Below are 24,797 nucleotides of genomic sequence, written 5' to 3'. Positions count from 1 at the left end.
CGCTCGTCAGGACGATTTCGCGTATTCCGTCCTGACGAGCGCACGTTTTCCTGAATCGATGCGTGCGGGTGCGGATGCCACGCCCGGCGGCGGCCGGGGACGACGAAGGGGGTCGGGCGAAGCCCGACCCCCTTCGTCAGCCGCCTACTGGCCGGCGGGCGCGGTGTCCTGGATCTCGATGAGGAAGACGAGCGTCTGCCCACCGAGCTCGTGCGCCTCCGCGTCGGTGCCGTACGCATACTCCGGCGGGATCGTCACGATGAGCTTCGTGCCGACCTTCTGGCCGACGAGGGCCGCGCTGAAGCCCTGGATCACGCCGTCGGTCGTGAACGTCGCCGGCTCGCCGCGCGTGTAGCTCTGGTCGAAGATCTCGCCCGTGTCCCAGCTGATGCCCTGGTAGTGCACGGTGACGCTGTCACCGTCGCCCACCGTGGCGCCGTCGCCCTCTTCGAGCACCTTGACCTGCAGCTCGGGCGACGGGTCGGTCTTCGGCAGCGTCACGGTCGGCGCCTCGCCCTCGGCGCCCCACTTCACCTCGGGGACGTTCTCGGTCCACTCGGCGGGCTTCAGCGGCTGCTGCACCTCGACGACGTCGACGACGATGACGACGCTCTCGCCGGGCTCGATGCCGACCGACTCGTTGCCCGTGTCGCCGTAGAGGGTCGAGGCGGGCGCGACGGTGACGGTGCGCGACCCGACCGGCACGCAGTCGATGCCGGCGAGGAACGCCTCGTAGAGCGTCTCGTCGCCCGCGGTGATCGTCGCGGGCTGCGAGAAGAGCTGCTCGCCGTCGGTGCCCGAGAAGGTCGTGACGACCGCGTTGATCTTCTGGCCCGACTCGGTGGTCTCGCCATCGCCCTCGATGGCGATGGTGCGCTGCAGCTCCTCGGCCTCGACCGGGGTGGAGAACTCGGCGGTCGGCGCCTCCGAGAACTCGCCCTCGACCTTGACGCTGTCGCTCAGGTCGCCCGAGGGCACATCCATGCACGCGGCGGCTTCGGCGGTGGGGGTTTCGGATGCCTCGGGGCCGGCGCTGCCCGCGCAGCCGGCGAGGAGCAGGGCGGCCGAGGTGGCGAGCGCGATGGGCGCGCCGCGGCGCAGGGCACGATTCATGAGGGAGGACTCTCGTTTCGGTCGAAGACGTGGTGCTGTGGCATCCCAGTCTGCACTGTTCGGCTTTCTCTTTCCTGAATTCCCGGAAATCGGGCCGATCAAGGCCAGAATGGGCCCATGGGGGATACGACGAGCGAGCCTGATTTCGTCGGGGGGTTCGCGGCGGGGGCCGCATCCTTCGCCGAACTCGACGAGGCGGTCTGGAATCCGATCTCGACCGCGACGCTGGCGCGCACGCGGCCGATGTTCGACGAGCTCGTGCTCGACGCGTGCTCGGGCGACGGTGCGTCTGCGCTGCCGACGGCCGAGCTCGTCGGCCCGGGCGGGCTCGTCGACGCCGTCGACCTCGCGGAGGGACTCGTCGAGATCGCGCGGGAGCGCGCGGGCGACCGGCTGCCGCATCTGCGCCTGCACGTCGCGGATGCCACCACGTGGGAACCGACCGGTTACGACCTCGTGCAGTGCGTGCTCGGGATCTTCTTCTTCGAGGACGTCGAGGCCGGCACGCAGCACCTCATCGAACGAGCCAAACCGGGTGGGCGGGTCGCGGTCACGGTCTGGGCGCGCGGAGCGCTCGAACCGCTGCCGGAGGTGCTCGCCGCCGCGCTCGGGACCGAACTGCCCGACGACGCCTCCCCCTCGCTCGCGTCGATCGACACGCCCGGAGGCCTCGCCCGCTGGTTGACCGAGCTCGGCCTCACCGGAGTGCGTGCCGACCTCGCCCGTCGTCACGTGCCGCTCACGCCCGAGTTCGCGTGGTCGTTCGTGATGGGCACGGGGCTGCGGGCCTTCGTCGACGGGCTCGACGACGGCGAGCTCGATGGGGTGCGCGGGCGATTCCTCACGGGGCTCACCGAGCGCGGCGTCGACACGCTCGACCTCACGACGCTCATCGCAGTCGGTCACCGGCCGGCGTAGCGCCCGACGCGGAGCGGCGCCGCATCCTCGAGCAGGAAGAACCGACCTGCACCGCCGTATGCGCGGGCGCAGGCCGGATTCTCCTGTTCAAGCGGGGGACGGCGGTGCTACCCGAGCGACGCGGGCTCGTCGCCCGTCGCGACCGGCCGCGTCCCGTCGTTCGACCACTGGCTCCAGGAGCCCGGGTACAGCGCGGCGTCGACCCCGGCGATCGCGAGCGCCGCGACGGCGTGGGCGGCCGTGACCCCCGAGCCGCAGTACGCGGCGACCTGCACCCCGTCTGCCGAGACCGGCACCCCGATCGCGGCGAACCGCTCGCGCAACGCCTCGGCGGGCAGGAACCGCCCGTCGGCGTCGAGGCTTCCTCCGCTCGGTGCCGACCGCGCCCCCGGGATGTGACCGGCCCGCGGGTCGATGGGCTCGACCTCGCCGCGATACCGCTCGACGGCACGCGCGTCGAGCAGCACACCGTGCTGCGGGAACGCGGCCGCGCCGTCGATGTCGATCATCGGCATGCCGCCGAAGTGCGCGGTCGCGTCGCCGGGTTCGGGAGCGACATCCCCGGTCTCGAGCGGCAGCCCGGCCGCCCGCCACGCCGCGAGCGCGCCGTCGAGCATGCGCACGTCGGCGACGCCGGCGTGGCGCAGCAGCCACCAGGCGCGGGCGGCCGACTGGTTGCCCAGGTCGTCGGTCGCGACGACGGTGTCGCCGTCGCGCAGGCCCCACCGCCGCATCGCCCGGGTGAAGGCGGCCTCGCTCGGCAGCGGATGCCGCCCCTCGCCCACCAGGTCGTGGTCGGCGAGCTCCCCGTCGAGGTCGACGTAGACCGCGCCCGGGATGTGTCCGGCCCGGTACGCGTCGGTGCCGTCGGGCCGGGCGAGCGACCAGCGCACGTCGAGCACGACCGTGCGGGTGTCGCCGCGGCCGGCGCGTTCCGCGTCGAGGCGTTCGGCGAGCTCGTCGGCGGAGATGAGGATCGGCATGCGTCCATCCTCGCAAGACTCCGGGAACGTCGACGACGGATGCCCCGGGCATGAGCCCGGGGCATCCGTCATGTTCTTCAAGTCGTGGTCTCGATACGGCGCTTCGCGCCCGGGTTTCGATACGGCGCTGCGCGCCTACTCAACCCACCGCTCGACCGACGAGGTTCAGGCGAAGGGGTTCGTGATGACCTCGTAGGGGGCCTCGACCTGGCCGTCGCCGAACTCGCTGTCGACGTAGAGGGTGCGGCCGTGCAGCGACTTGGCGGTCGTGAGCACGCGGCTCGGGTCGGTCGCGACGTCGCTCACGAAGCGCGCGGCCCGGCCGTCGGCCGAGATGCGGAGGGTCGTGATCGCCTTCGAGAAGTTGCGCACGACCGTGAGCCGGTTGCCCTCGCGGACGAGGCCGTCGGCGTTGAACAGGTCGGCGCCCGGGGTCGCGATCTCGGTGACGGTGCCGTCGAAGCCGAAGCGGAACAGCTTGCCGACGTTGCCCTGGGCGACGACGAACGCGCTCCGGTCGGCCGTCAGCACGATGCCGCCGAGGTTGAAGCCCGCGACGCGCTCGACCGTGCCGGTCGCGTCGGCCCACAGCTCCGCGCCCCACTGGCCGTCGGCGTCCTGCGCGACGCGGAAGACCTGCGGATCGTTGGAGTTCGTGAAGTACGCGGCGCCGTCGGCGCCGATCGCGACGTCGTTGAGGAACGCGTCGGCGGTGCCGGGCACGCGGAGTGCGGCGAGCAGGTCGCCCTCGGGCGAGTACACCCACAGGTCGGGGCGGCCGGTGCCGATGCCGTTCGGGCCGCCGGCGACGAAGACGTTGCCGTCACGGTCGACCGTGATGCCGCGAGCCGTGTAGCGGCCGTCCGTGCCGTTGCCGGCCAGCCACTCCTCGGTGGCCGACGAGCGCACGTCGCCGCGGTGGATCTCGCCACCGGTGACCTCGCTGACGTAGAAGGCACCGCTGCGCTCGTCGGCGCCGATGCCCTCGAAGCGGCTGCCCTCGGCGTCGCCGTTGAGGGTATACGTGCCGGGGCGACCGTGGTCGCCGTCCTGGGCGAAGGCCGGGGCGGCGCCCGTCGTGACGATGGTGGTCAGGGTCGCGGCGGCGAGCAGGCCGGCGATGGTGGTCGTGTGCTTCATGGAATCTCCTCCTGGTGAAGTCCGGTTCGGTCCGGGTCCGGTCCGGCGGGAACCGGGTGATTCCACTCCACCGCAGCTTTCGCAGCGGAGCGTCGGGCATCCGGCTGGAATCGAATAGCCGATCGGATGATGCCCGCCTCCACCGACGGTCCGTAGGCTGTGCGGTCATGGACCACGAGAAGCAGGAGGCGGACCGGCCGGCGGCCGACGGCATGCGCGGCATCCTCGCGCCCGTGGCCCGGTTCGACCGCTGGCTCCACCTCGTGCTGCTCGTGCTGCTCGTCGTGTGCGCGGCCCGCTACGTCGAACGGCACGGGCTCGCCCCGGAGACGGCGGCCGTGCTGGCGGGCGCCGCGGCGCTCGGCGTCGTCGCCTCGCTGCGACCGGTGCTCCCCCGTCGTGGCGCTTGGCCGACGGTCTGGGTGGTGGCCGTCGTCGTGCTGTGGATGGCGCTGACCCTCGCCGCCCCCTCATTCGCCTGGTGCGCGGTGCCGCTCGCGTTCGCGGTGCTGCGCGTCATCCCGTTCGGGCCCGCGGTCGCGGTCGTCGTCGTGATGACCGTCGTCGTGAGCGTCGCGTGGTCGCGCATCGACGAGGGCATCGACCTCACGGTGATCGTCGGGCCGGCGGGCATCGCGATCGCGACGGTCATCGCCTACCGTGCGCTCGAACGCGAGTCGGCCGAGCGCCAGCGCCTGCTCGACGAGCTGACCGAGGCGCAAGACGAACTGGCCGACGCCGAGCGCCGGGCGGGCGCCCTCGCCGAGCGCACCCGGCTCTCGCGCGAGATCCACGACTCGGTGGGCCAGCAGCTCTCGAGCATCAACCTGCTGCTGCAGGCCGCCGAGCAGGACTGGGCGGCTCGGCCCGAGTCCGCCCGCGGACACGTGCGCACGGCCGCCGCGACCGCACGCGAAGGGCTCGACGAGGTGCGCCGCGTCGTGCGCGACCTCGCGCCGGCCGCGCTCGAGGGCGGCAGCGCCGACGCGCTGCCCGACGCGATCCAGCGCCTGGTCGCGGATGCCTCCGCCACGGGCGGCGAGCCTGCGCTCTCGTTCCACCGCCACGGCGATGCCCGCGCCGTGCCCGCACCCGTCGCCGGCGCTCTCCTCCGCAGTGCGACGGGTGCGCTCGCCAACGCGCTCGAGCACGCCCGCGCGCGGCGCGTCGTCGTGAGCCTCACCTATCAGCCCGACGAGGTGCGCCTCGACGTGCGCGACGACGGCGTCGGGTTCGACGTGGCCTCGAGCCGGCGCGCCGGCGACCGGGGCGAGCGAGGCCACGGCCTGCGGGGCCTCCGCGAGCGGGCCGAGGAGCTCGGGGGGCGCGCCGAGATCGAGAGCGCGCCCGGCGAGGGCACGACCGTGTCGGTATCGTTCCCCCTGTCCGCCGGTTCGCGGGGCACGGATGCCTCGGCCGCGGGCGACGCCGGAGAGCAGGTGACATCGTGAACGAGGCATCCCACGTATCGCCGGCCGATGCCGTGCGCATCATCCTCGTCGACGACCACCCGGTCGTGCGGGCCGGCCTCGCCGCCCTGCTGGGCGGCAAGGAGGGGTTCGAGGTGGTCGCCGAGGGCGGCGACAGCGACGAGGCCGTCGCGAAGGCCCGCGCCTACCGACCCGACGTCGTGCTCATGGACCTCAACCTCGGCGCGGGCCCCGGCGGCGTCGAGACGACGGCCCGGCTGCGCGCGCTCGACGAACCGCCCGCCGTGCTCGTGCTGACGACGTACGACACCGAGGCCGACATCATCCGCGCCCTCGAGGCGGGCGCGGGCGGCTACCTGCTCAAGGACGCCCCGCCGACCGAGCTCTTCGCCGGCATCCGCGCGGTCGCCCGCGGCGAGACCGTGCTCGCCCCGTCGGTCGCCGCGACCCTCGTGCGCCGTGCCGCAGCCCCCGGGCCGGTCGTCACCGAGCGCGAGGTCGAGGTGCTCGAGCTGCTCGCCGAAGGCCTCGGCAACAAGGAGCTCGCGCGCGAGCTGCTCGTCTCGGAGGCGACCGTGAAGTCGCACCTCTCGCACATCTACGCGAAGCTCGGCGTCGACACCCGCGCAGGCGCCGTCGCGGCCGCGATCGAACGGCGCATCATCCGGCGCTAGGAAATGCCGGCTTTTCGAGCTTCATCCGGCTTTAGCCAGCAGAGATAAAGCATGAAAGAGTAGAAGCCGGACGATTGCGCGGCGTGAGGAGGGTGGATGATCTTCAGCCTCGTCGCCTTCGGCGTGCTGTCGCTGCTCGCCCCGATGCTGACGAGGCTCGTCGGCCGCCGGGTCTTCCTCGTGCTGGCCGCGCTGCCCGCGGCCGTGTTCGCCTGGTTGCTCACGCTCGTTCCCGCGGTCGTCGCCGGTGACGTCGTCGTCGAGTCGGTCGAGTGGATCCCGACCCTCGACATCTCCCTGACCTTCCGCCTCGACGCGCTCGCCATGCTGCTCGCGCTCATCGTCACCGGCATCGGCGCGCTCGTGCTCGTCTACTGCACCTGGTACTTCGGCGACGACGAGCCGGCGCTCGGCCGGTTCGCCGCGCTCCTGCTCGCCTTCGCCGGGGTCATGTTCGGGCTCGTCACGGCCGACGACGTGTTCATCCTGTTCACGTTCTGGGAGGCGACGAGCGTGCTCTCGTACCTCCTGATCGGCCACTACACGGGCCGCAAGGAGAGCCGCGGTGCCGCCCTGCAGGCGCTCACCGTGACGACGTTCGGCGGTCTCAGCATGCTCGTCGGCCTCGTCATCCTCTCGGTCGCGGGCGGGAGCACGAGCCTCGCCGAACTCATCGCGAACCCCGTCACGGGCCCGGCCGGCGAATGGGCGATCGCGCTCGTCCTCGTCGGGGCGATCTCGAAGAGCGCGCTCGTGCCGTTCCACTTCTGGTTGCCCGCCGCGATGGCTGCGCCGACGCCGGTGTCGGCGTACCTGCACGCCGCGGCGATGGTGAAGGCGGGCGTCTACCTCGTCGCCCGGCTCGCGCCCGGCTACGCGGAACTCGACGTGTGGCATCCCATCGTCATCGGGCTCGGCGCGCTGACGATGCTCGTCGGCGGCTGGCGCGCCCTTCGGCAGTACGACCTCAAGCTCCTGCTCGCGTACGGCACGGTCAGCCAGCTCGGATTCCTCGTCATGGTCACGGGGTTCGGCACGCGCGACGCGGCGCTCGCCGGCCTCGCCCTGCTGCTCGCGCACGCCCTGTTCAAGGCGACGCTGTTCCTCGTCGTCGGCATCGTCGACCACGCCGCCGGCACCCGCGACTGGCGGAAGCTCTCGGGCGTCGGCCGCCGCATGCCCGTGATCGCGACGATCGCGTTCGTCGCCGCCGCGTCGATGGCCGGCCTGCCGCCGCTCATCGGCTTCGTCGCGAAGGAGGCGGTCTTCACCGCCGAGCTCGACGCGGCGCTCGCGGGCGACACGTGGGGCTGGGTCGCCCTCGCCGCCGCGTTCGTCGGCTCGGTGCTCACGGTCGCCTACACGGTGCGGTTCGTCTGGGGCGTGTTCTTCACGAAGGCGGATGTCGCGCCCACTCCCCTGCACCGCGAGAACCCGGCCATCGCCATCGCCCCGGCGCTGCTCGCCGCGGCGTCGTTCGTCACCGCGTTCACGATCGTGTTCATCGAGCCGCTGCTCGCGGTCTACGCCGACACGCTGCCGGGTGCGAACGACTACCACCTCGCGCTCTGGCACGGGCTCGAGCCGGCCATCTGGCTCTCGGCCGCCGTCTTCGCGATCGCGGGCCTGCTCGTCTGGGGGCGTCGGCGCGTCGCGCGCATGCAGGCGTCGCTGCCGCCCGCGATCGACTCGGCTCGCGGTTACCTGCGCATCGTCTCGGCCGTCGATCGCGCGGCCGCGTGGGTGACGACCGCGTTCCAGGTGCGCGGACTCGCGGGCTACCTCGCGATCACCATGGTCGTCTTCATCGCAGGCCTCGGAACCGCCGCGTTGCTGAACAGCACCTGGCCCGACGGGGTGCGGCTCTGGGACTACCCGGCGCAGCCGTTCATCGCGTTCATCATGGCCGTCGCGGCGATCACAGCCGCGATGATCCGCCGCAGGATGACGTCGGTGCTGCTCGTGAGCGTCACCGGGTACGGACTCGTGCTCCTCTTCGGCATGTCGGGCGCGCCCGACCTCGCGCTCACCCAGGCGCTCGTCGAGACGATCACGATCGTCGTCTTCGTGCTCGTGCTGCGCCGGCTGCCGAAGCAGAGCGCCGTGCACCCGACGGCCCTCGGCCGCGCGAGCCGCGCGATCATCGGCGTGCTCGCCGGCCTCGTCATGGCCGTCATCGGCCTCGTCGCACTCGGCGCCCGCATCGAGCCGACCATCGCCGACGGGCTGCCGGCGCTCGCCCTCGAGGCGCACGGCAAGAACATCGTCAACGTCATGCTCGTCGACATCCGCGCGTGGGACACGCTCGGCGAGATCTCCGTGCTCGTCGCCGTCGCGACGGGCGTCGCGAGCCTCATCTTCGTCTCGGGCCGCACCGGCGGCGCACCGCGCCTCGACGAGCCCGACCGCCGCAACCGTCTGCAACCGGTGCTCGAGCCGGCGTCGAGCATCCGGGCGGCGAAGCCGCGTCTCGCCGACGTCGACGACGAGACGGATGCCGCGGCCGAGGCGGCCTCGAACCGGCAGACGTGGCTCCTCGCCGGGCGCACGCTGTCGCCGCGCAACCGCTCGATCCTCATCGAGGTGCTCGTGCGGCTGCTGTTCCACCCCGCGATCATCGTCTCGGTATACCTACTCTTCGTCGGCCACAACGCGCCCGGCGGCGGCTTCGCCGGAGGCCTCCTCGCGGGCCTCGCGCTCGTCGCCCGGTACCTCGCGGGCGGCCGCTACGAGCTCGGCGAGGCGGCGCCCGTCGATGCGGGCCGGCTGCTCGGCACCGGCCTGCTGCTCGCGGCCGGCACCGCGGCATCCTCGCTGTTCTTCGGACTCACGGTGTTCGAGTCGTCGTGGTTCGAAGCCGACGTTCCGGTGCTCGGCCACCTCTCGATCGGCACCTCGACGTTGTTCGACATCGGCGTGTACCTCGTCGTCGTCGGGCTCGTGCTCGACATCCTCCGTTCGCTCGGCGCCGAGGTCGACCGCCAGGAAGAGGAGTCGGAGGCGGCCGACGACGAGAGTCGGTCGAGTCTCGGGTCGAGTCTCGACGAAGGAGCGGATCGAGACCACGACGATGCGAGTGGTCTCGATACGGCGCTGCGCGCCTACTCGACCGACTCCACCCGCGCCTACTCGACCGACTCCACCCGCGCCTACTCGACCACCGGTGAAGACGAAGGGGGCAGCGCATGACCGCCTCGCTCACGCTCGTGCTCCTCATGGCGGTCCTCTTCGGCGCCGGCATCGCCGTGATGCTCGAGCGCAGCCTCACGCGCGTGCTCATCGGGTTCCTGCTCGTCGGCAACGCCGTGAACATCCTCATGTACCTCATGAGCGGCGCGCCAGGGCTCGCCCCGATCCTCGGCCAGGGCGTCGACGAGGGCGAGATCTCCGATCCCCTGCCGCAGGCCTTCGTGCTCACGGCGATCGTGATCAACCTCGGCATCACGGCGTTCATGCTCGCCCTCATCTACCGGTCCTGGTGGCTGGCCCAGCTCGGCGCGAAGGGCGACCTCGTCGACGACGAGGCCGAGCTCGCCGAGGACGCCGAGGAGGCGGCCGATCTCATCCGCTCCTCGGCCGCCGACGACGAGGCGATCCAGTCGCTCATCGACGCGAGCGACGAGGAGTTCGACGAGGTCGTCGCCGGCATCGACGAAGAAGAACTCGAGCGCGAGGCATCCGCCCGTGACCGCGACGACGAGGGGAGCCGCCCGTGACCGCGACGCTCGTGCCCCTCGTCGTGCTGCTGCCGCTCATCGGAGCGGCGGTCGCGCTCATCCTCGGCCGGCACCGGCGCGCGCAGATGGCCGTCGGCGTCACCGTGCTCGCGGCCGTGACGGTGATCGCCGCGGTGCTGCTCGCGCAGGTCGACCAGGCCGGTCCCGCCGTCGTCTACATCGGCGCGTGGGACGCCCCGTGGGGCATCACGCTCGTCGTCGACCGGCTCGCGGCGATCATGCTCGTGATCTCGGCGATCATGCTGCTCGTCGTGCTCGTGTACTCGGTCGGCCAGGGCATCGCCGACCAGCACCGCGAGACGCCGGTGTCGATCTTCCACCCGACGTACCTGATCCTCGCCGCGGGCGTGTTCGACGCGTTCATCGCGGGCGACCTGTTCAACCTCTACGTCGGCTTCGAGATCCTGCTGTCGGCGAGTTACGTGCTCCTGACGCTCGGCGGCACGGGCGAGCGCATCCGCTCGGGCGTGACGTACATCATCACGAGCCTCGTCTCGTCGCTGTTCTTCCTCAGCGCGATCGCGCTCATCTACGGCGCGACGGGCACCGCGAACATCGCGCAGCTCTCGGTGCGCCTCGCCGAGCTGCCGCAGGACGTGCAGCTCATCCTGCACCTGCTGCTGCTCGTGGCCTTCGGCATCAAGGCCGCCGTCTTCCCGCTGTCGTTCTGGCTGCCCGACTCGTACCCGACCGCGCCCGCCCCGGTGACCGCGGTGTTCGCGGGCCTCCTCACGAAGGTCGGCGTGTACGCGATCATCCGCACCGAGACGGTGCTCTTCCCCGAGAACGACCTGTCGACGCTCTTCATCGTCATCGGCGGGCTCACGATGTTCATCGGCATCCTCGGCGCGCTCACGCAGGCCGACATCAAGCGACTGCTCTCGTTCACGCTCGTGAGCCACATCGGCTACATGATCTTCGGCATCGGCCTGTCGAGCGTGATCGGACTGACCGCCACAATCTACTACGTCGTGCACCACATCACGGTGCAGACGACGCTGTTCCTCACGACCGGGCTCATCGAGCGCTTCGGCGGCGCGACGTCGATCAACCGGCTCGCGGGGCTCCTCAAGGCCTCGCCGCTCCTCGCGATCCTGTTCTTCATCCCGGCGATGAATCTCGGCGGCATCCCGCCGTTCTCGGGGTTCCTGGGCAAGGTCGGCCTGTTCGTCGCGGGCGCGCAGGGCGCCGGCGCCGCACCCGGCACGGATGCCTCGGCCGCACCCGACTGGCTCATCTGGATCGTGATCGCGGCCGGCGCCGCGACCTCGCTCATCACCCTGTACGCACTCACCCGGTTCTGGAACATGGCGTTCTGGCGCCGCCGCGACGAGCTCGAGGGGTACGAATCGGCGCTGCTCGGTTCGGTGCTCGAGGCGCCCGAGGGTGCGACCGTCACCGCCACGCGCACGACGCCCGTGCTGATGGTCGTCGCGACGGCCACGCTCGTCGCGGTCACCGTGTGCCTCACCGTGTTCGCGGGCCTGCTCTTCGAGGTCGCCGGCCGCGCGGCCGAGGGACTCGGCGACCCGTCGGTCTACGTCTCGATCGTGTTCCCCGGAGGCGTGCGATGAGCCACACGAACGAGCCCGTGTCGCGCTGGCGGTCGGTCTGGCGGCAACTGCCGCTGCTCGTCGGTCTGCTCGTGCTGTGGCTGCTGCTGTGGGACCACATCGACGTCCTCAGCATCGTGACCGGCGTCATCCTCGCGATCGCCGTGACGCGGGTGCTCTACCTGCCGCCCGTGCTGCTCAGCGGGCGCTTCAACCCGTGGCGCGGACTGCTGCTCGGTCTCCGCATGATGGTCGACGTCGTGTACGCGTCGCTGCAGGTCGCGGTGCTCGCCATCTCGCCGTGGTGGAAGCCGATGAACTCGATCATCGCCGTGCAGCTGCACACCCGCTCCGACCTCGTGACGACGCTCACGGCCGAGGCCATCTCGGTCGTGCCCGGCACGGTCGTCGTCGACATCGACCGCGAGCGCGGCCTGCTCTACCTGCACGCGCTCGGCACCCGCACGCAGGCCGACATCGACCGCACCCGGCGCCAGGTGCTCGGCACCGAGGAACGCATCGTGCTCGCGATCGGCACCCGCGAGCAGGCCGAGGTCGTGCGCGCCGAGCGGCGCGCCCGTCGGAACGGCGACCGCCGGTCGAGTAGCGACGCGTATCGAGACCACGGCCCCGCGAACGACGCCGGCCACGAGGCATCCCGCCCGCAGGATTCGAACGGAGGCACCCGATGACCTTCCTCACCCTCGTCGCGATCGCCGCCGGCGTCATGTTCGGCATCGGCGCGATCGCCGCGGTCGTGCGCATCATCAAGGGCCCGTCGATCCTCGACCGGGCGCTCGCGACCGACGTGCTGCTCGCGATCGCGATGTGCGCGCTCGGCGCCGAGATGGCGATCAACCGGCACACCGACACGCTCGTGGTGCTGCTCATCCTCGCGATGTTCGCGGTCGTCGGGTCGATCTCGATCGCCCGGTTCATGGCGAAGCAGGATGCCTCGTGAGCGGCGCAGATCTCATCGTCGGGCTGCTCATCCTCGTGAGCGCCTTCCTCTCGATGGCGGCCGGGCTCGGCATCGTCCGGTTCCCCGACGTGCTCACCCGGCTCCACGCCGCGACGAAGCCGCAGGTGCTCGGCCTCGCGACCGTGCTGCTCGCGATCGCGCTGCGCGCGCCCACCTGGGGCGTGATCTCGACCGTCATCGTGATCATGACGTTCCAGCTGCTCACGCAGCCGATGACGGCGCACATGCTCGGCCGCTCGGCCTACCGCACCGACCACGTGCGCCGCGACCTGCTCATCGAGGACGACCTCGGCCGCGACATCGCCGAGCACGAGGAGCACCCGGCGGGTTGAGGCGCCTAACCGACCCCCGCAGCGGCGATGCGGGGTGCGATCATGACGACGATCAGGATGCCGAGGAAGGCGAGGACTGGGATCCAGAAGGCGGGCTCCCCGACGGCGAGTCGTCGGATCGCGAACACGAATCCGAGCACTCCGACGACGAGGGGAACGAAGATGGCGAACAGCGCTCCGAAGGCGACGAGTCCCGGATTGCACGACGAATAGCAGGACGAGGCCCCGAGGATCAGCTCCGCTCGGATGCGATTCGGTTGTGGGATTCGTGCGTATTCATTCCGCGTGTTCCGGGGGCTGACTGCAGCGGGCGAAGGAGATGATCCTGATGTGCGGGGTGCCGTCCACGTCTTCGTCCGCCCAGACCGACAGGAGTTCGGACTGGGGATCGCCGTTCAGCCGAACGGCGAAGCGTCGCTCACTGTCGATGAAGCCGGGATCTTCGACGAAACCAACCTCGGCGACTGCTTCGCGGAGCGCGACGACATCGCGTTCGACTGTGGTGGGATCCTCGAGGTAGACGAGCCACCGGCCGGTGAAGCGCTTCCCGCCGTTGCATGATACGTATCCCGCCGGAATGGGATCCTCGACGTGGTCGACGCTGCCCTCCGGCAGCAGATCGACGATCGTCTGCATCTGATCGCGAGTCTCGTCACGCGCGGCCTCGAACGTGGGCAGGCTGGTGCATCCAGCCATGGTGAGCAGGAGGAGGAGGGCACCCCCGAAGCCGGCGAGGCCTCTGACCGGGCGAAACGAATCGGCGCGCACGATCACCCTGCATCCTCGATGTGGGCGAGTACAGAGTTCAGCACTTGGTCATTGTCCGTCGAAGAGATGATCTGGTTGTGATGCGCGACCGAGTCGCTCGCCGACCAGATTCCGCCGACGAGTCCGCCCGAGAGCAGCCTCCACAGTTCATTCTCGGCGACGATGCCGCTTTCGCGAACTTCGAGTGCTCCTCCGGATTCCGGGGAGACCTGGTAGCCCAGCCCGTCGATGACGGGGAGCGGGACGTTCACGCCGTAGAAGAGCTTGTTGATGTCGTCTTCGGCCGCGTACACGTAGTACTCCGTCTCGGGGTTCGCCTCCCACCCCGACCTCATGCCGATGGGAGCCAAGAGGACCCGGGTGTCGAACACAACCGACTTCTCCGCCTCACCGGCAGGCGCGGAGCCGTAACTGTGCTCGACACTGACGACGGGGAGGCTGCCGATGCTCGTCGCATCGAGACCGTGGTGGAACGCCGCGTAGTCGGCCCCGATGTCGTCGGCGGAGACGTTCAGCTGCGGCCCGTTCCAGCCCAACTCGTCGAGCTGCGGGAAGGTCCCGTCCTTGAAGACGAAGCCGAGCAGGTCGCCTCCGCTGTTCGCAACCTGCCAGGCGCAGAACTCCTGCTGGGAGCCCGAGCGGTACGGATTGCTCGGGTCCACCAAGCCGGCGTACATCAGCTCGAGGCTCGCATTCGTCCCCGGCATGAACGACATGACCCGTCGGGCGGTGGTCGGGTCGCCGATCATCTCGATGATGCGGTCGTTCTCGGGCTGGTAGAGGTAGAGCTGGATGTCGCCGGAGACGACCTGCTCGAGGTACGCGATCTGCTTCTCGAGGAGCGCACGATCCTCGTTCCGACCGCCGTGCGGGACCCTGCCGCGCAGCTCGCCCCGTCCTTCCAACGCAGCCAATCGCTCCCGCGACTCCGCAAGGATCGTCGCCGCATTCCGCCGATTGGCGGCCACTCGCACGAGGATGGGAAGGCCGTTGAGCGCACCCACGAGCGCGGGCGCGCTCGCGTAGAGCGTTGCGCGCTGGTCGCCGTCGAGCGACCCCCACCATTCGGCGACGGTCGCCGGATCGTTCCGCTCTGCCTCGGCGAGCAGTTCGGGATGGCTTTCGAACAGGACCTTCAGCTCGGTCTCCGACAGGCGCGCCAATCGGTCGAGCAGCGCCCGGCCGGAGGGCGCGGTGCCGGTCCCGCCGAACCCCCACAGACCGCCGACGACATCGCTCGACTGCAGCGCGGCGGCGGTGCGACGGTCGAGGTCCTCGCGATCGGTCACGAGTCGGCTCCATCGCGCGGAGAGCTCGGCCTGCCGCTCTTCGGCTCGACCGATACGCCACTGGACATCGTCGCGGATGCGCTCCCAGCCGGCGTAGAGCGACGGATCCTTCATCATGAGCGCTTCGTCGGAGGAAGCCTGCTCGAGTTCGACCTGAAGACCCACGAGCTCGTCGTCGTTCGCCTGCCGATCGCGTTCGATCGACGTCTGGCGGACGCGCAACGCCGCGAGTTCGTCGGCATAGCCGTCGAGGATCTTGCTCTGCTCGCGCCAGCCGTCGGCGAGGAGGCGCAACTCGGGCACCGCCGCGCCGACCCTCGCAGTGAACACCGCCTTCGCGCCACCGGCCCACACGTCGTCGGCCACGCTCTCGGTCCCTGCGACACGGCGCCGCGATTCGCCCGCATCGATTGCTGCATCGGACTGCGCACCAGCGATCTCGCGGATGCCTCCTGGCACGCCCGCCGCCGGGTCCTCCCAACTCCACGCCATCAGACGCCGCCCGCGATCGCCGCGTCGAGCTCGGCGAAGTCGTCGATCGCGCGAGTGGGGTGCGCCGCCAGTTCGAGCACCGTTCGCTCGACGACCGCACGCCGCACCTCGAGCAGCGACACCGTCTCCGCGAGGGCGGATTCGACGATCGGTGATCCGAATACCGCGCCGTTGCAGTCGGCGACCTCGCGACGCCGCTCGATGAGTTCGGCCGCGCCCTCGAGGTCGACGGTCAGTTCGGTGAGCGCGGAACGCTCGATCGTCAGGTCCGCCACAGTCCCCCCAGCTTCGACGCACGTGAGCGAAAGCATATCGATCACCGGCGGCACTGCGACGAGTCGTCCACAGCCGGGGCGATTCGGTTCGAATCCCGGAGCGACGAGGCAGCACGCGAACCGGGCCGGAGGTGAGCACGAGCTCACCTCCGGCCTTCATCGGGTGACGGCTACCGCAACGAACCGATTCGAGCTTCGGCCCAGTCCGCGTGGTCGCTGTTGTTGCTGCCATCGGCGTCGGTCACGCGAAGGGTCAGCTCCCGCACGCCGAGCACGTCGAGCTCGATCGCTTCTGCCGGCGATGTCGCACGCATGACGCCGCTGTCGTAGACGACGTCGCCGTCGGCGAGCACCTGGAACACGACGGAGGCCGGCGACTGGTCCGACGAGCCATCGTCGACGCCGACGACGGCCGAGAACGACGCATCGGTCGGGGCGAGGGCGAAGACGATCTCGCTGTTCGCGTGCGTTCCGAGGCCCTTCTCGAACGATTGGCCCTGGATTCGGAGCGTGCCGCCGCTCACCGAGCGGTCGCGACCGATAGTGCCCCACCCGGTCGTCGCCGATACCCAGTCACGGTCGCTGAGGTACGACACCACCACCTCGGGCGCGCTCACCTCGTCGACCGCGGTCGCGGGGCCGGTGCCGAGCTCGTTCGCACCGGCGACCAGATAGCGGAACGGCCCGCCCGAGGCATCGGTGTCGACGAAGGACGCCCCCCCGATGCCTGAGGCGAGCTCCACGAAATCGTCCGAACCCACCGGGGCGCGCCAGACGACGCGGCTCACTGCGTCGGCCGAGGGATCCCACAGCACGACCACCTGGTCGCCCGAGCGGTAGGCCTCGACGCCGGTCGGCGCAGCGGGCAGCTCGGTCGGTTCAGTACGGAACGAACGGGTCTCGCTCGCGGACATGTGCTGCCCGGTGGCCGAGTTCACCGCCGTTACCGTCCAGAAGTATCCGCGACCGGCCTCGAGGTCCTGCGTCAACCGAAGCGAGTGACCGCGCACCGTCTTCTCGGCGACGAGGTCGGACAGTGCGCGGTCGCGAGCGACGACGACCCGGTACTCGTCGGCGTTCTCCGACGGCGTCCAGTCGAGCTTGGGCGCCGTGGCGACGCGAACCGCTGCGTCGGCTGGTGCGGAGAGCTGGAACTCGGCGGGGTGGGTGAGGATGGTGTCGCCGTGCTGCTCGTCGCCGAGCGGCACCTGCGCCTGGAACTCGATGGTGGCGCCGACGGGGACGTCGACGGTCAGTTCGCTGACGGCCCGGCCGTTGACGTGGCGCAGTTCGGGCTTCGACTTCTCGCCGTCGACGACGATCCACTTCCAGCCGCCGTCGAAGCGCACGGTCGTCGCCAGCGACTCGGGCCCGCTCTCGTGGGTGACCGCCGTCGTCGTGCGCCCCTCGTGACGCACCCCGAACTCGTGCTCGCCGACCGCAACGTGCCCGAGCTCGAGCCACGGCAGCGCCTCGGGCAGGTGGGACTCCACCGTCACCGCATGCTCGGGTGCATTCGGCACGACGCCGGCAAGACCTTCGACGGTCTGCGAGACGAGGGTGAAGCTCGTCTCGGGATAGTCGCCGTTGACCCCCTGCTGCGAAACGACGTGGGGCTCGTGCAGGTGAGAGACGATGTCCTGCATCCAGGCGTACGCCTCGGCGTCGTGGCCGTACTCGAACAACGCATCCGGCACGTACGTGAGCGCCTCGATGTTGTCGGGGCGGTCCTCGGCGAACATCCGGTCGAGGTAGGGCAGGAAATCGTGACTGCGCTTGGAATCGGGGTCGATGATGTTCTTGATGGCCTCGAACGCGCTCGGCTCGCGCCCGAATCCGAGCACGGGCTCGCCCTCGCCGTTGCGCGCCCGCACGTACTCCGCCTGTTCGGCCGTGACGCCCCACTCCTCGTTGAAGTACCGCTGCAGCTCGTCGGCCTTCCCCGTGAACTCCTCGGCGAGGTCCGCCTCACCCTTGGCCAGGGCCATCGAGGCAAAGGCGCGGAAGGCGGCGTACTGCGAGGCGATGCCGTCGCCCGCTTCGATCGCCTCGACGCCGGGGCGCTCGTCGTAGCTCGCGGCCCCCGAGAAGATGCCCCGGCCGGTGCCCTCGGCGACGCCGTTCGGAAGGCGCGAGTCGTGCAGGGCGACGAAGTCGGTCACCGCCTTCGAGTAGTACTGCCAGAGCACGGGGTCGTCGAGGTAGTCGGCGTCGCCGGTCCACCGGTACTGCTCGGCCGCCTCTTCGACGAGTTCGAACACGGCGGGCACCTCGCGCACGAAGTTCTCGTCGCTCTTGTAGTCGATCGTGTACGGGCTGCCGTCGAAGTTGAGCGCCCAGAGCGGGTACCACTTGCGGGATTCGTTCGCCGTCGCCGCGAACGCCGAGAGCATCGACTTGTTCTCGGCACCGAGGCCGAGCAGGTGGGCGCCGCTCGCCTGGTGCACGAAGTCCCGCGAGTAGAACGCGGTGCGGTGCGCGTAGCCCGCCCAGTACGACGGGATGTAGTCGACCCGGGTCGGGCCCGGCGTGCCGCCGTTGACATTGACGGGACCCGACTTGCCGGTCTGCACGTGCTGGAGTGCACGCCATTTCGACCAGTTGAACGCGTCGACGAGTGCCGCGTCGGAGCTGCCGATCACGATGTTCTTGGGCTCCTGCACGACGTTGACCGTCCATCGCGTCTCGCCTCCCTCCCGGTCGCGCAGCACGAACTCGACCGGCTGCGTGTAGTCGATCGGCTCGGTCGGGTCGGGGAGCATCCGGGCGCCGTCGGCGAGCTCGACGATGGCCGCGAGCGCGGAGCGGTCGCGATCGTAGGGCACCTGCAGGGTGATCGTTCGCGCCTCCTCGTCGATCGCGGTCGGTCCCTGCTGGCCGGCGATCGCGAACGCGTCGAGCACGCGCGTGTCGCGGTGCACGCCGACATCGTCGATGTTCGTCCAGCCGGCCCCGCCGGTGAAGTAGATCTCGACCTCGGCGCCGGCCGCCAGTTCGACCGCGGGCAGGCGATAGAGACGGTACCCGGCTGCGCTCGGCAGGTCGAGCGACGCGATGACTCCGGTCTCGTCGCGGAGCCCGAAGCTGCCGCCGGCGCCACCTGTCGCGACCCACGCCTCGGCCAGGTAGCTGCCCGAGGTCGTCGCCGCGAGCGGCTGCGAGATCGAGTTCTCGGCGCCGTCATCGAGGTAGGCGAGCATCGAGCCGGAATGCGGGTTGTTCGTCGCGGTGCCTGCGCCGCCGGTGAACTCCCACGCCTGGGAGCCGCTCTCGAATCCGCCGTTCGCGAGCAGCGAGGGCTCGGCCGCGGCCACCGGGGCGCTGCCGAGCGCGACGGTCGCCGCGGTGACGGCCACCGCGGTAAGCGCGGCGACGCTCGCGCGGCGCCCGCCGCTCGGCCGACCACGTGCGAAGCTGCGACGACGAGATGAACGATCGGGTCGTGCCGGCATTGACTCTCCTTCGAGTTGATGGCCTGCTGATTTACAACTAGCTCTTGCAAACTTGCAGCAAAATTGCCGTTGCAGAGTACCAGAGGGTCGCTCTCGAAGGAAAGGGTGTGCCGGGAAAGCCGGGCTGATCGCCCGCGGAGAACCTCAGCCGCGCCCGGTGAACTCGGGCTTGCGCTTCTCCTGGAAGGCGGCGAAGCCCTCGCGGTAGTCGGCCGTGTCGCAGAGCGCGGCCTGGGCGCGGTTCTCCTCGGACATCGAGGCCCAGAGGCCGAGCCGGTCGTCGCGCAGCGACGCGACGAGCATCTTCGAGGCGACGAACGCCTGGGTCGCTCCGGTCGCGGCGGCCCGGGCCGCCGTGCGGGTGGCATCCAGCACCTCGTCGGCGGCGAAGACCCGACTGAACAGGCCCGAGGCGACCGCCTCGTCGCCCGTCATGAGACGGCCGGTGACGATGAGGTCCATGGTCTTGTGCGCGCCGAGCCGCTCGACGAAGAGGGCGTGGCCGCCCGAGTCGAGGGTCGCGCCGAGGTTCGCGAACGGCGAGCCGATCTTCGCGGTGTCGGCGACGTAGACGATGTCGCTCGCGATGAGGAGGCCGAGGCCGACGCCGAGGCACGCGCCGTGCGCGACGGCGAACGTCGGCACCGGCAGGCCCGCCATCGTGTGCAGCAGCGGCTCGACCCGACCGCCGAGGTAGCCGAGCACGTCGTCCTCACGCGGGTCGACGCCGGAGATGTCGCGGCCGGCGCAGAACGCCCGCCCCTCGCCGCGCAGCACGAGCGCGCGAAGTTCGCCGGCCTCGGCGAGCCGCTGCGCCTCGGCGTAGGCGGCCGCGAGCTCGCCGAGCGCCTGCTCGTCGAGCGCGTTGAGCTTGTCGGGGGCGTTCAGCACGACCTCGCCGACCCGGGTCGACCCGTCGACCGTGAACTCGATCATCGCTGCTCCACTTCTTCGTGATGCCGTCGCCGAATGTCGCCGTTCGTACCGAGCCGGCCCGTTGGCGCGGCGACACTCTGCGCGAACGGCGACACTCGGCGGGCGAGGCGGGCGGTACGGGCGAACCGGGCCGCGCCGCTACACGTCATAGTCGACCACGACGCGCTCGGACTTCGGGTGCGACTGGCACGTGAGCACATATCCGCGCTCGAGCTCGTCGGGTTCGAGCGCGTAGTTCTCGGTCATGTTCACGCTGCCCTCGACGACCCGCGCGCGGCACGTGCCGCAGACGCCGCCCGCGCACGCGAAGGGCACGTCGGGGCGCACCCGCAGGGCCGCGTTGAGGATCGACTCGTTCGCCGACACGGGGCTCTCGACCGTCGACGACTGGCCGTCGAGCGTGAACTCGATCGCGACCGTCTCCTCGCCCTGCTGCACGACGACGGGGCGGCCGTGCCGCGGCTCGACCTGGTCGGCGTCGGTCGTGAATAGCTCGTAGCGCACGTGCTTGGTCGGCACGCCGCGCTCGGCGAGCGTGTCGCGGGCGAGCTGCACGAGCTCGAACGGCCCGCACAGGAACCACTCGTCGACCGTCTCGGGGCGGATCAGCACGTCGAGCATCGTGCCGAGCTTCTCCGCGTCGATGCGGCCCGACAGCAGCGGAGCGGTGCGCTGCTCGCGCGAGAGCACGTGGTGCAGCGCGAGCCGCGACGGGTAGCGGTCTTTCAGCTCGGCCAGCTCTTCGAGGAACATCACGTCGAGCGTCGACCGGTTCGTGTAGACGAGCTCGAACTCGGATGTCTCGGAGCGGGCGAGCACCGCGTGGGCGAGTGCCATCAGCGGCGTGATGCCGGAACCGGCCGCGATGCCGACGACGTGCTTGCCGTCGAGCGCGTCGAGCGTCGACGTGAACGTGCCCTGCGGGCTCATCACGTCGAGCGTGTCGCCGGCCTTGAGCTCGGAGTTCGCCCACGTCGAGAAGACGCCGCCGAGGTCGCGCTTGATCGCGACCGAGAGGCTGCCCCGCTCGGGCGGGCGGCAGATCGAGTAGCTCCGCCGGCGCTCGTAGCCCTCGAGCTCCTTGCGGAGCGCGACGTACTGGCCGGGCAGGTACGAGTACTCGTCGGCGAGGTCGTCAGGCACCGCGAAGGTGACCTCGACCGAGTCGCCCGTGAGCGGGCGCACCTCGGCGACCTCGAGCGTGTGGAAGCGCGCGCGTCGGCGCTTGGGGACGTGTTCGCCTCCCACGGTCGACGCGAGGAACGCCTCGGCGACCGATTCAACGCCGGTCGGTCGAGTAGCCGACGAAGGAGGCGTATCGAGACCATCCGCCGTGGTCTCGATACGGCGCTGCGCGCCTGCTCGACCGACTGAGCCGAGGTTCTTCGCCGCCATCAGAGCACCTTGAAGTAGTCGAAGGGCTCGAGGCAGTCGCGGCACTCGTAGAGCGCCTTGCACGACGTCGAGCCGAAGCGGGCGAGCTCGCGGGTGTTGAGCGAGTCGCAGCGGGGGCACTTCACGGCGAGCTGCACGCGCACCGGTCCGGCGTCACGGGCGGCCGCCGTGCCCGTCGGGGCCTGGATGCCGTAGCGACGCAGCTTCTCCTTGCCCGCCTCACTCATCCAGTCGGTCGTCCAGGCGGGCGCGAGCACGAGCTCGACGCGCACGTCGTCGTAGCCGGCGTGCGTGAGCGCGAGCAGCACGTCGTCGCGGATCGCGTCCATCGCGGGGCATCCGCTGTACGTCGGGGTGATCCGCACGCGCACCACGCCGTCGTCGCCGACCTCGACCGAGCGCAGCACGCCGAGGTCCTCGATCGTGAGCACGGGGATCTCGGGGTCGGTCACCGTCGCGGCGACCGCCCAGGCACGGTCGCGAGACGCGTCGGCGCTTCGCATCGGCGCTCGTCGACCGGCGGTGGTCGTCGCCGTCACCACGACGCACCTCGATGCTGCCGGGCGAGCACCTGCATCTCGGCGAGCAGCGGCCCGAGCCGTTCGGTGTGCGATCCGTGCCGGCCGCCGCCCGAGGCGATGTACGCGGTGCGACCCGTCGGACGCTCGAGCTCGGCCTCGGCGAAGACCGCGTCGACCGCTGCCTCGAACGCCGGCCGCAGCGACGACGGCAGCACCGCGATGCCCTCGGCGGCGAGGCGCTCGACGAGGTCGTCGTCGGCGAAGAGCTCGTCGACGTACGGCCAGGTGACGGTGATGCCGTCGATCATGCGCCGACGCGACTCGTCGGTGCCGCCGGCCAGCCGCAGCGTCCACTGCACGGCGTGGTCGCGGTGGTAGTCGACCTCCTTCACGGCCTTCGCGGCGATCGCGGCGAGTGTCGGGTCGGTCGACTCGGTGAGCGCCGCGTACAGCTCGAACCAGTAGAGGGATGCCACGAGCTGTCGCGCGATCGTGCAGGCGAAGTCGCCGTTCGGCTGCTCGAAGAGCCACGCGTTGCGCCACTCGGGCTCGTCGCGCCAGTAGGCGAGGTCGTCTTCGCTGCGGCCGGTGGCGGTGCCCGCGTGGTGCAGCAGCGAGCGGGCGTGTCCGAGCAGGTCGAGCCCGATGTTACCGAGCGCCACGTCCTCTTCGAGTTCTGGGGCGCGGGTGATCCACATGCCGAGCTGCTGGGCGTTGACGAGGGCGTCGTCGCCGAGCCGTAGCGCGTACTCGGCGACCTCGGGCGAGGCGACGCGGGCGGTGCCGTCGTCGGCCTGGCCGGCGAGCTCGTCGGCGAGCGCGAGCCGGTCGACGGTGACGTCGCCGTGGGCGGTCTCGTGCGGCGTGGTCTCGATACGCTCCGCTACTCGACCGACGTTGTGCTCACTCACAGGTGCTTCACCCCCTCGCTCTTCGTGTAGTACACGGCGTGCCGGTAGTTCTTGCCCGCTGGGCTCTCGAAGAAGGCGCCCTTCGCGTCGGGGTCGCTTGTCGTGATCGCCACGGCGGGAACGACCCAGATCGAGACGCCCTCGTTGCGGCGCGTGTAGAGGTCGCGCGCGTTTCGCACGGCCATGTCGGCGTCGGGCGCGTGCAGCGAGCCGACGTGCACGTGACTCAGGCCGCGGTTGGCGCGCACGAAGACCTCCCACAGGGGCCAGGCCTCGGTACCGGTCTCACCGGGAGTCGACATCACGCCACCGCCTTCTGCTTCAGGGCCTGCTTGCGGGCGTACTCGGCTGCGGCCTCGCGCACCCAGGCGCCCTCCTCGTGGGCCTCGCGGCGCCGGCGCAGCCGCTCGGCGTTCGCGGGGCCGCGGCCGGCGAGCACCTCGTTGAACTCGGTCCAGTCGATCTCGCTCATGTCGTAGGCCTGCGTCTCCTCGTTCCAGGCGAGGTTCGGGTCGGGCAGCGTGACGCCGAGCACCTCGGCCTGCGGCACGAGCATGCCGACGAAGCGCTGGCGCAGCTCGTCGTTCGAGAACCGCTTGATGTTCCACGCCATCGACTGCGCCGAGTTCGGCGACTGGTCGTCGGGCGGACCGAACATCTGCAGGCTCGGCCAGTACCAGCGGTTCACCGCGTCCTGCGCCATCTGCCGCTGCGCCTCGGTGCCCTGCATGAGCTCGAGCAGGATCTCGAAGCCCTGCCGCTGATGGAACGACTCCTCCTTGCAGATGCGCACCATCGCCCGGCCGTAGGGCCCGTACGAGGCGCGGCACAGCGGCACCTGGTTGCAGATCGCGGCGCCGTCGACGAGCCAGCCGATCGCTCCCATGTCGGCCCAGGTCGGCGTCGTGTAGTTGAAGATCGACGAGTAGCGCGCGCGGCCCTCGATGAGCTGCTGCATCATCTCCTCCCGCCCGATGCCGAGCGTCTGCGCGGCCGAGTAGAGGTAGAGCCCGTGGCCGGCCTCGTCTTGCACCTTGGCCATCAGGATGGCCTTGCGCTTGAGGCTCGGCGCCCGGGTGATCCAGTTCGACTCGGGCTGCATGCCGATGATCTCGGAGTGCGCGTGCTGCGAGATCTGGCGGATGAGGGTCTTGCGGTACGCCTCGGGCATCCAGTCGCGGGGCTCGATGCGCGAGTCGGCGGCGATGATCGCGTCGAACGCGGCCTGGCCGTCGGCATCGGTCGCCTCCCCGGTCACCGGGCGGAGGTCTGCTGGTGCGGTCATCATCGACTCCTGGGGTCTGCGGCGGTCGGCGCCGATCGGGCCGCGGCGCGTGCCGAGGCATCCCGATATTACCAACCGATCGTTCAGTTAGTATATATTCGTTCTCGGCGCCGCCACAACGACGCCAGACTCGATGAGGAGTACGAGATGACGGATGCCGCGACCGACGCATCGGCCGACGCCGAGGGGATCAACCGCGAGATGATGCGACGCGATCGCGCCGCGGCCTGGCTCGGCCTCGTCGTCGAACGCGACGAACCCGGCCACGCCGTCGTGAGCATGGTCGTGCGCGAGGAGATGACGAACGGCTTCGACATCACCCACGGCGGGCTCGTCTTCGCCCTCGCCGACACCGCCTTCGCCATCTCGTGCAACGAAGACGACCGGGTCACGGTCGCCGCCGGTGCCGACATCACCTTCCTCAAGTCGACCCGCGCGGGCCAGAAGCTCACCGCGACCGCCGTGCGACGCACCCGATCCGGGCGCACCGGCCTCTATGACGTCTCGGTCGTCGACGAGCACGGCGACGCGGTCGCCGAGTTCCGCGGCCGGTCGATCTCCACGAACCGCACGTTCTGACCTCACTCCCCACTTCCAGGAGCCACCGTGTC

24 protein-coding genes are annotated in these 24,797 nt (G+C 70.6%); 10 read left to right on the top strand and 14 right to left on the bottom strand.

Annotated elements, in window-relative coordinates; genetic code table 11:
• Positions 1-144: 144 nt before the first annotated feature.
• The gene (locus AC3RJ7_RS01510) at positions 145-1,113 is read right to left on the bottom strand and encodes an FKBP-type peptidyl-prolyl cis-trans isomerase (RefSeq protein ID WP_491454091.1); all 969 of its coding nucleotides are present in this window, start codon (positions 1,111-1,113) and stop codon (positions 145-147) included.
• A 117-nt stretch (positions 1,114-1,230) separates the two neighbouring features.
• Between AC3RJ7_RS01510 and AC3RJ7_RS01505 the strand changes: the two genes are divergently transcribed.
• Positions 1,231-2,031, top strand: a complete 801-nt coding sequence (locus AC3RJ7_RS01505; protein ID WP_491454090.1) for a class I SAM-dependent methyltransferase — start codon at positions 1,231-1,233, stop codon at positions 2,029-2,031.
• Positions 2,032-2,138: 107 nt separating this feature from the next.
• On the opposite strand, the gene AC3RJ7_RS01500 is transcribed toward AC3RJ7_RS01505, so the two are convergent.
• A complete protein-coding gene (locus tag AC3RJ7_RS01500; RefSeq protein WP_491454089.1) occupies positions 2,139-3,014 on the bottom strand; it encodes a sulfurtransferase in 876 nt (291 codons plus the stop codon).
• 165 nt (positions 3,015-3,179) lie between these two features.
• Positions 3,180-4,154 (bottom strand): SMP-30/gluconolactonase/LRE family protein, encoded by a 975-nt coding sequence (locus AC3RJ7_RS01495; protein WP_491454088.1) that lies wholly within the window; start codon positions 4,152-4,154, stop codon positions 3,180-3,182.
• Positions 4,155-4,321: 167 nt separating this feature from the next.
• Between AC3RJ7_RS01495 and AC3RJ7_RS01490 the strand changes: the two genes are divergently transcribed.
• From AC3RJ7_RS01490 to mnhG, 8 genes are all read left to right on the top strand, one after another.
• Complete coding sequence (locus AC3RJ7_RS01490; protein WP_491454087.1) at positions 4,322-5,605, top strand: sensor histidine kinase; 1,284 nt, start codon at positions 4,322-4,324, stop codon at positions 5,603-5,605.
• Positions 5,602-6,258: a response regulator gene (locus AC3RJ7_RS01485; RefSeq protein ID WP_491454086.1), complete on the top strand. Its 657-nt coding sequence runs from the start codon at positions 5,602-5,604 to the stop codon at positions 6,256-6,258. The genes AC3RJ7_RS01490 and AC3RJ7_RS01485 overlap by 4 nt, the downstream gene beginning before the upstream one ends.
• Before the next feature lie 96 nt (positions 6,259-6,354).
• Entirely contained in the window at positions 6,355-9,447 is a 3,093-nt protein-coding gene (locus AC3RJ7_RS01480) for a Na+/H+ antiporter subunit A (protein WP_491454085.1), read from the top strand.
• Positions 9,444-9,974: a sodium:proton antiporter gene (locus tag AC3RJ7_RS01475; RefSeq protein WP_491454084.1), complete on the top strand. Its 531-nt coding sequence runs from the start codon at positions 9,444-9,446 to the stop codon at positions 9,972-9,974. The genes AC3RJ7_RS01480 and AC3RJ7_RS01475 overlap by 4 nt, the downstream gene beginning before the upstream one ends.
• Positions 9,971-11,569 (top strand): Na+/H+ antiporter subunit D, encoded by a 1,599-nt coding sequence (locus AC3RJ7_RS01470; RefSeq protein WP_491454083.1) that lies wholly within the window; start codon positions 9,971-9,973, stop codon positions 11,567-11,569. Before AC3RJ7_RS01475 ends, AC3RJ7_RS01470 begins: the two co-directional genes overlap by 4 nt.
• The gene (locus tag AC3RJ7_RS01465; protein ID WP_491454082.1) at positions 11,566-12,240 is read left to right on the top strand and encodes a Na+/H+ antiporter subunit E; all 675 of its coding nucleotides are present in this window, start codon (positions 11,566-11,568) and stop codon (positions 12,238-12,240) included. Before AC3RJ7_RS01470 ends, AC3RJ7_RS01465 begins: the two co-directional genes overlap by 4 nt.
• On the top strand, positions 12,237-12,509 hold the full coding sequence (locus AC3RJ7_RS01460; RefSeq protein ID WP_491454081.1) for an MrpF/PhaF family protein: 273 nt from the start codon (positions 12,237-12,239) through the stop codon (positions 12,507-12,509). The genes AC3RJ7_RS01465 and AC3RJ7_RS01460 overlap by 4 nt, the downstream gene beginning before the upstream one ends.
• Positions 12,506-12,862 carry a monovalent cation/H(+) antiporter subunit G gene (mnhG, locus tag AC3RJ7_RS01455; RefSeq protein ID WP_491454080.1) on the top strand — a complete coding sequence of 119 codons (357 nt, stop codon included), beginning with the start codon at positions 12,506-12,508 and terminating at the stop codon, positions 12,860-12,862. The genes AC3RJ7_RS01460 and mnhG overlap by 4 nt, the downstream gene beginning before the upstream one ends.
• A gap of 5 nt (positions 12,863-12,867) precedes the next feature.
• On the opposite strand, the gene AC3RJ7_RS01450 is transcribed toward mnhG, so the two are convergent.
• The 11 genes from AC3RJ7_RS01450 to paaA form a co-directional block, all read right to left on the bottom strand.
• Entirely contained in the window at positions 12,868-12,990 is a 123-nt protein-coding gene (locus AC3RJ7_RS01450) for a hypothetical protein (RefSeq protein WP_491454079.1), read from the bottom strand.
• A gap of 148 nt (positions 12,991-13,138) precedes the next feature.
• The gene (locus AC3RJ7_RS01445) at positions 13,139-13,636 is read right to left on the bottom strand and encodes a hypothetical protein (protein ID WP_491454078.1); all 498 of its coding nucleotides are present in this window, start codon (positions 13,634-13,636) and stop codon (positions 13,139-13,141) included.
• Positions 13,633-15,285: a hypothetical protein gene (locus AC3RJ7_RS01440; RefSeq protein WP_491454077.1), complete on the bottom strand. Its 1,653-nt coding sequence runs from the start codon at positions 15,283-15,285 to the stop codon at positions 13,633-13,635. Before AC3RJ7_RS01440 ends, AC3RJ7_RS01445 begins: the two co-directional genes overlap by 4 nt.
• A gap of 125 nt (positions 15,286-15,410) precedes the next feature.
• Positions 15,411-15,686 carry a hypothetical protein gene (locus AC3RJ7_RS01435; RefSeq protein ID WP_491454076.1) on the bottom strand — a complete coding sequence of 92 codons (276 nt, stop codon included), beginning with the start codon at positions 15,684-15,686 and terminating at the stop codon, positions 15,411-15,413.
• 170 nt (positions 15,687-15,856) lie between these two features.
• Complete coding sequence (locus AC3RJ7_RS01430) at positions 15,857-19,042, bottom strand: NPCBM/NEW2 domain-containing protein (RefSeq protein WP_491454075.1); 3,186 nt, start codon at positions 19,040-19,042, stop codon at positions 15,857-15,859.
• Positions 19,043-19,282: 240 nt separating this feature from the next.
• Entirely contained in the window at positions 19,283-20,074 is a 792-nt protein-coding gene (locus AC3RJ7_RS01425; RefSeq protein ID WP_491454074.1) for an enoyl-CoA hydratase/isomerase family protein, read from the bottom strand.
• A gap of 138 nt (positions 20,075-20,212) precedes the next feature.
• Complete coding sequence (gene paaE, locus AC3RJ7_RS01420; protein WP_491454073.1) at positions 20,213-21,322, bottom strand: 1,2-phenylacetyl-CoA epoxidase subunit PaaE; 1,110 nt, start codon at positions 21,320-21,322, stop codon at positions 20,213-20,215.
• A 146-nt stretch (positions 21,323-21,468) separates the two neighbouring features.
• Positions 21,469-21,972 (bottom strand): 1,2-phenylacetyl-CoA epoxidase subunit PaaD, encoded by a 504-nt coding sequence (gene paaD / locus AC3RJ7_RS01415; RefSeq protein ID WP_491454072.1) that lies wholly within the window; start codon positions 21,970-21,972, stop codon positions 21,469-21,471.
• A 32-nt stretch (positions 21,973-22,004) separates the two neighbouring features.
• Positions 22,005-22,901 carry a 1,2-phenylacetyl-CoA epoxidase subunit PaaC gene (paaC, locus tag AC3RJ7_RS01410; RefSeq protein ID WP_491454071.1) on the bottom strand — a complete coding sequence of 299 codons (897 nt, stop codon included), beginning with the start codon at positions 22,899-22,901 and terminating at the stop codon, positions 22,005-22,007.
• Positions 22,898-23,203 (bottom strand): 1,2-phenylacetyl-CoA epoxidase subunit PaaB, encoded by a 306-nt coding sequence (gene paaB, locus AC3RJ7_RS01405; protein ID WP_231429794.1) that lies wholly within the window; start codon positions 23,201-23,203, stop codon positions 22,898-22,900. The genes paaC and paaB overlap by 4 nt, the downstream gene beginning before the upstream one ends.
• On the bottom strand, positions 23,203-24,186 hold the full coding sequence (paaA, locus tag AC3RJ7_RS01400; protein WP_491454070.1) for a 1,2-phenylacetyl-CoA epoxidase subunit PaaA: 984 nt from the start codon (positions 24,184-24,186) through the stop codon (positions 23,203-23,205). The genes paaB and paaA overlap by 1 nt, the downstream gene beginning before the upstream one ends.
• A gap of 147 nt (positions 24,187-24,333) precedes the next feature.
• On the opposite strand from paaA, the gene paaI reads away from it, so the two are divergent.
• Positions 24,334-24,765, top strand: a complete 432-nt coding sequence (paaI, locus tag AC3RJ7_RS01395) for a hydroxyphenylacetyl-CoA thioesterase PaaI (protein WP_491454069.1) — start codon at positions 24,334-24,336, stop codon at positions 24,763-24,765.
• Positions 24,766-24,797: the final 32 nt, after the last annotated feature.

It is taken from the genome of Agromyces solani (genome assembly GCF_058349925.1).
Note: the sequence above shows the minus strand (reverse complement) of the source record. Positions and strands in the feature narration are given on the sequence as shown.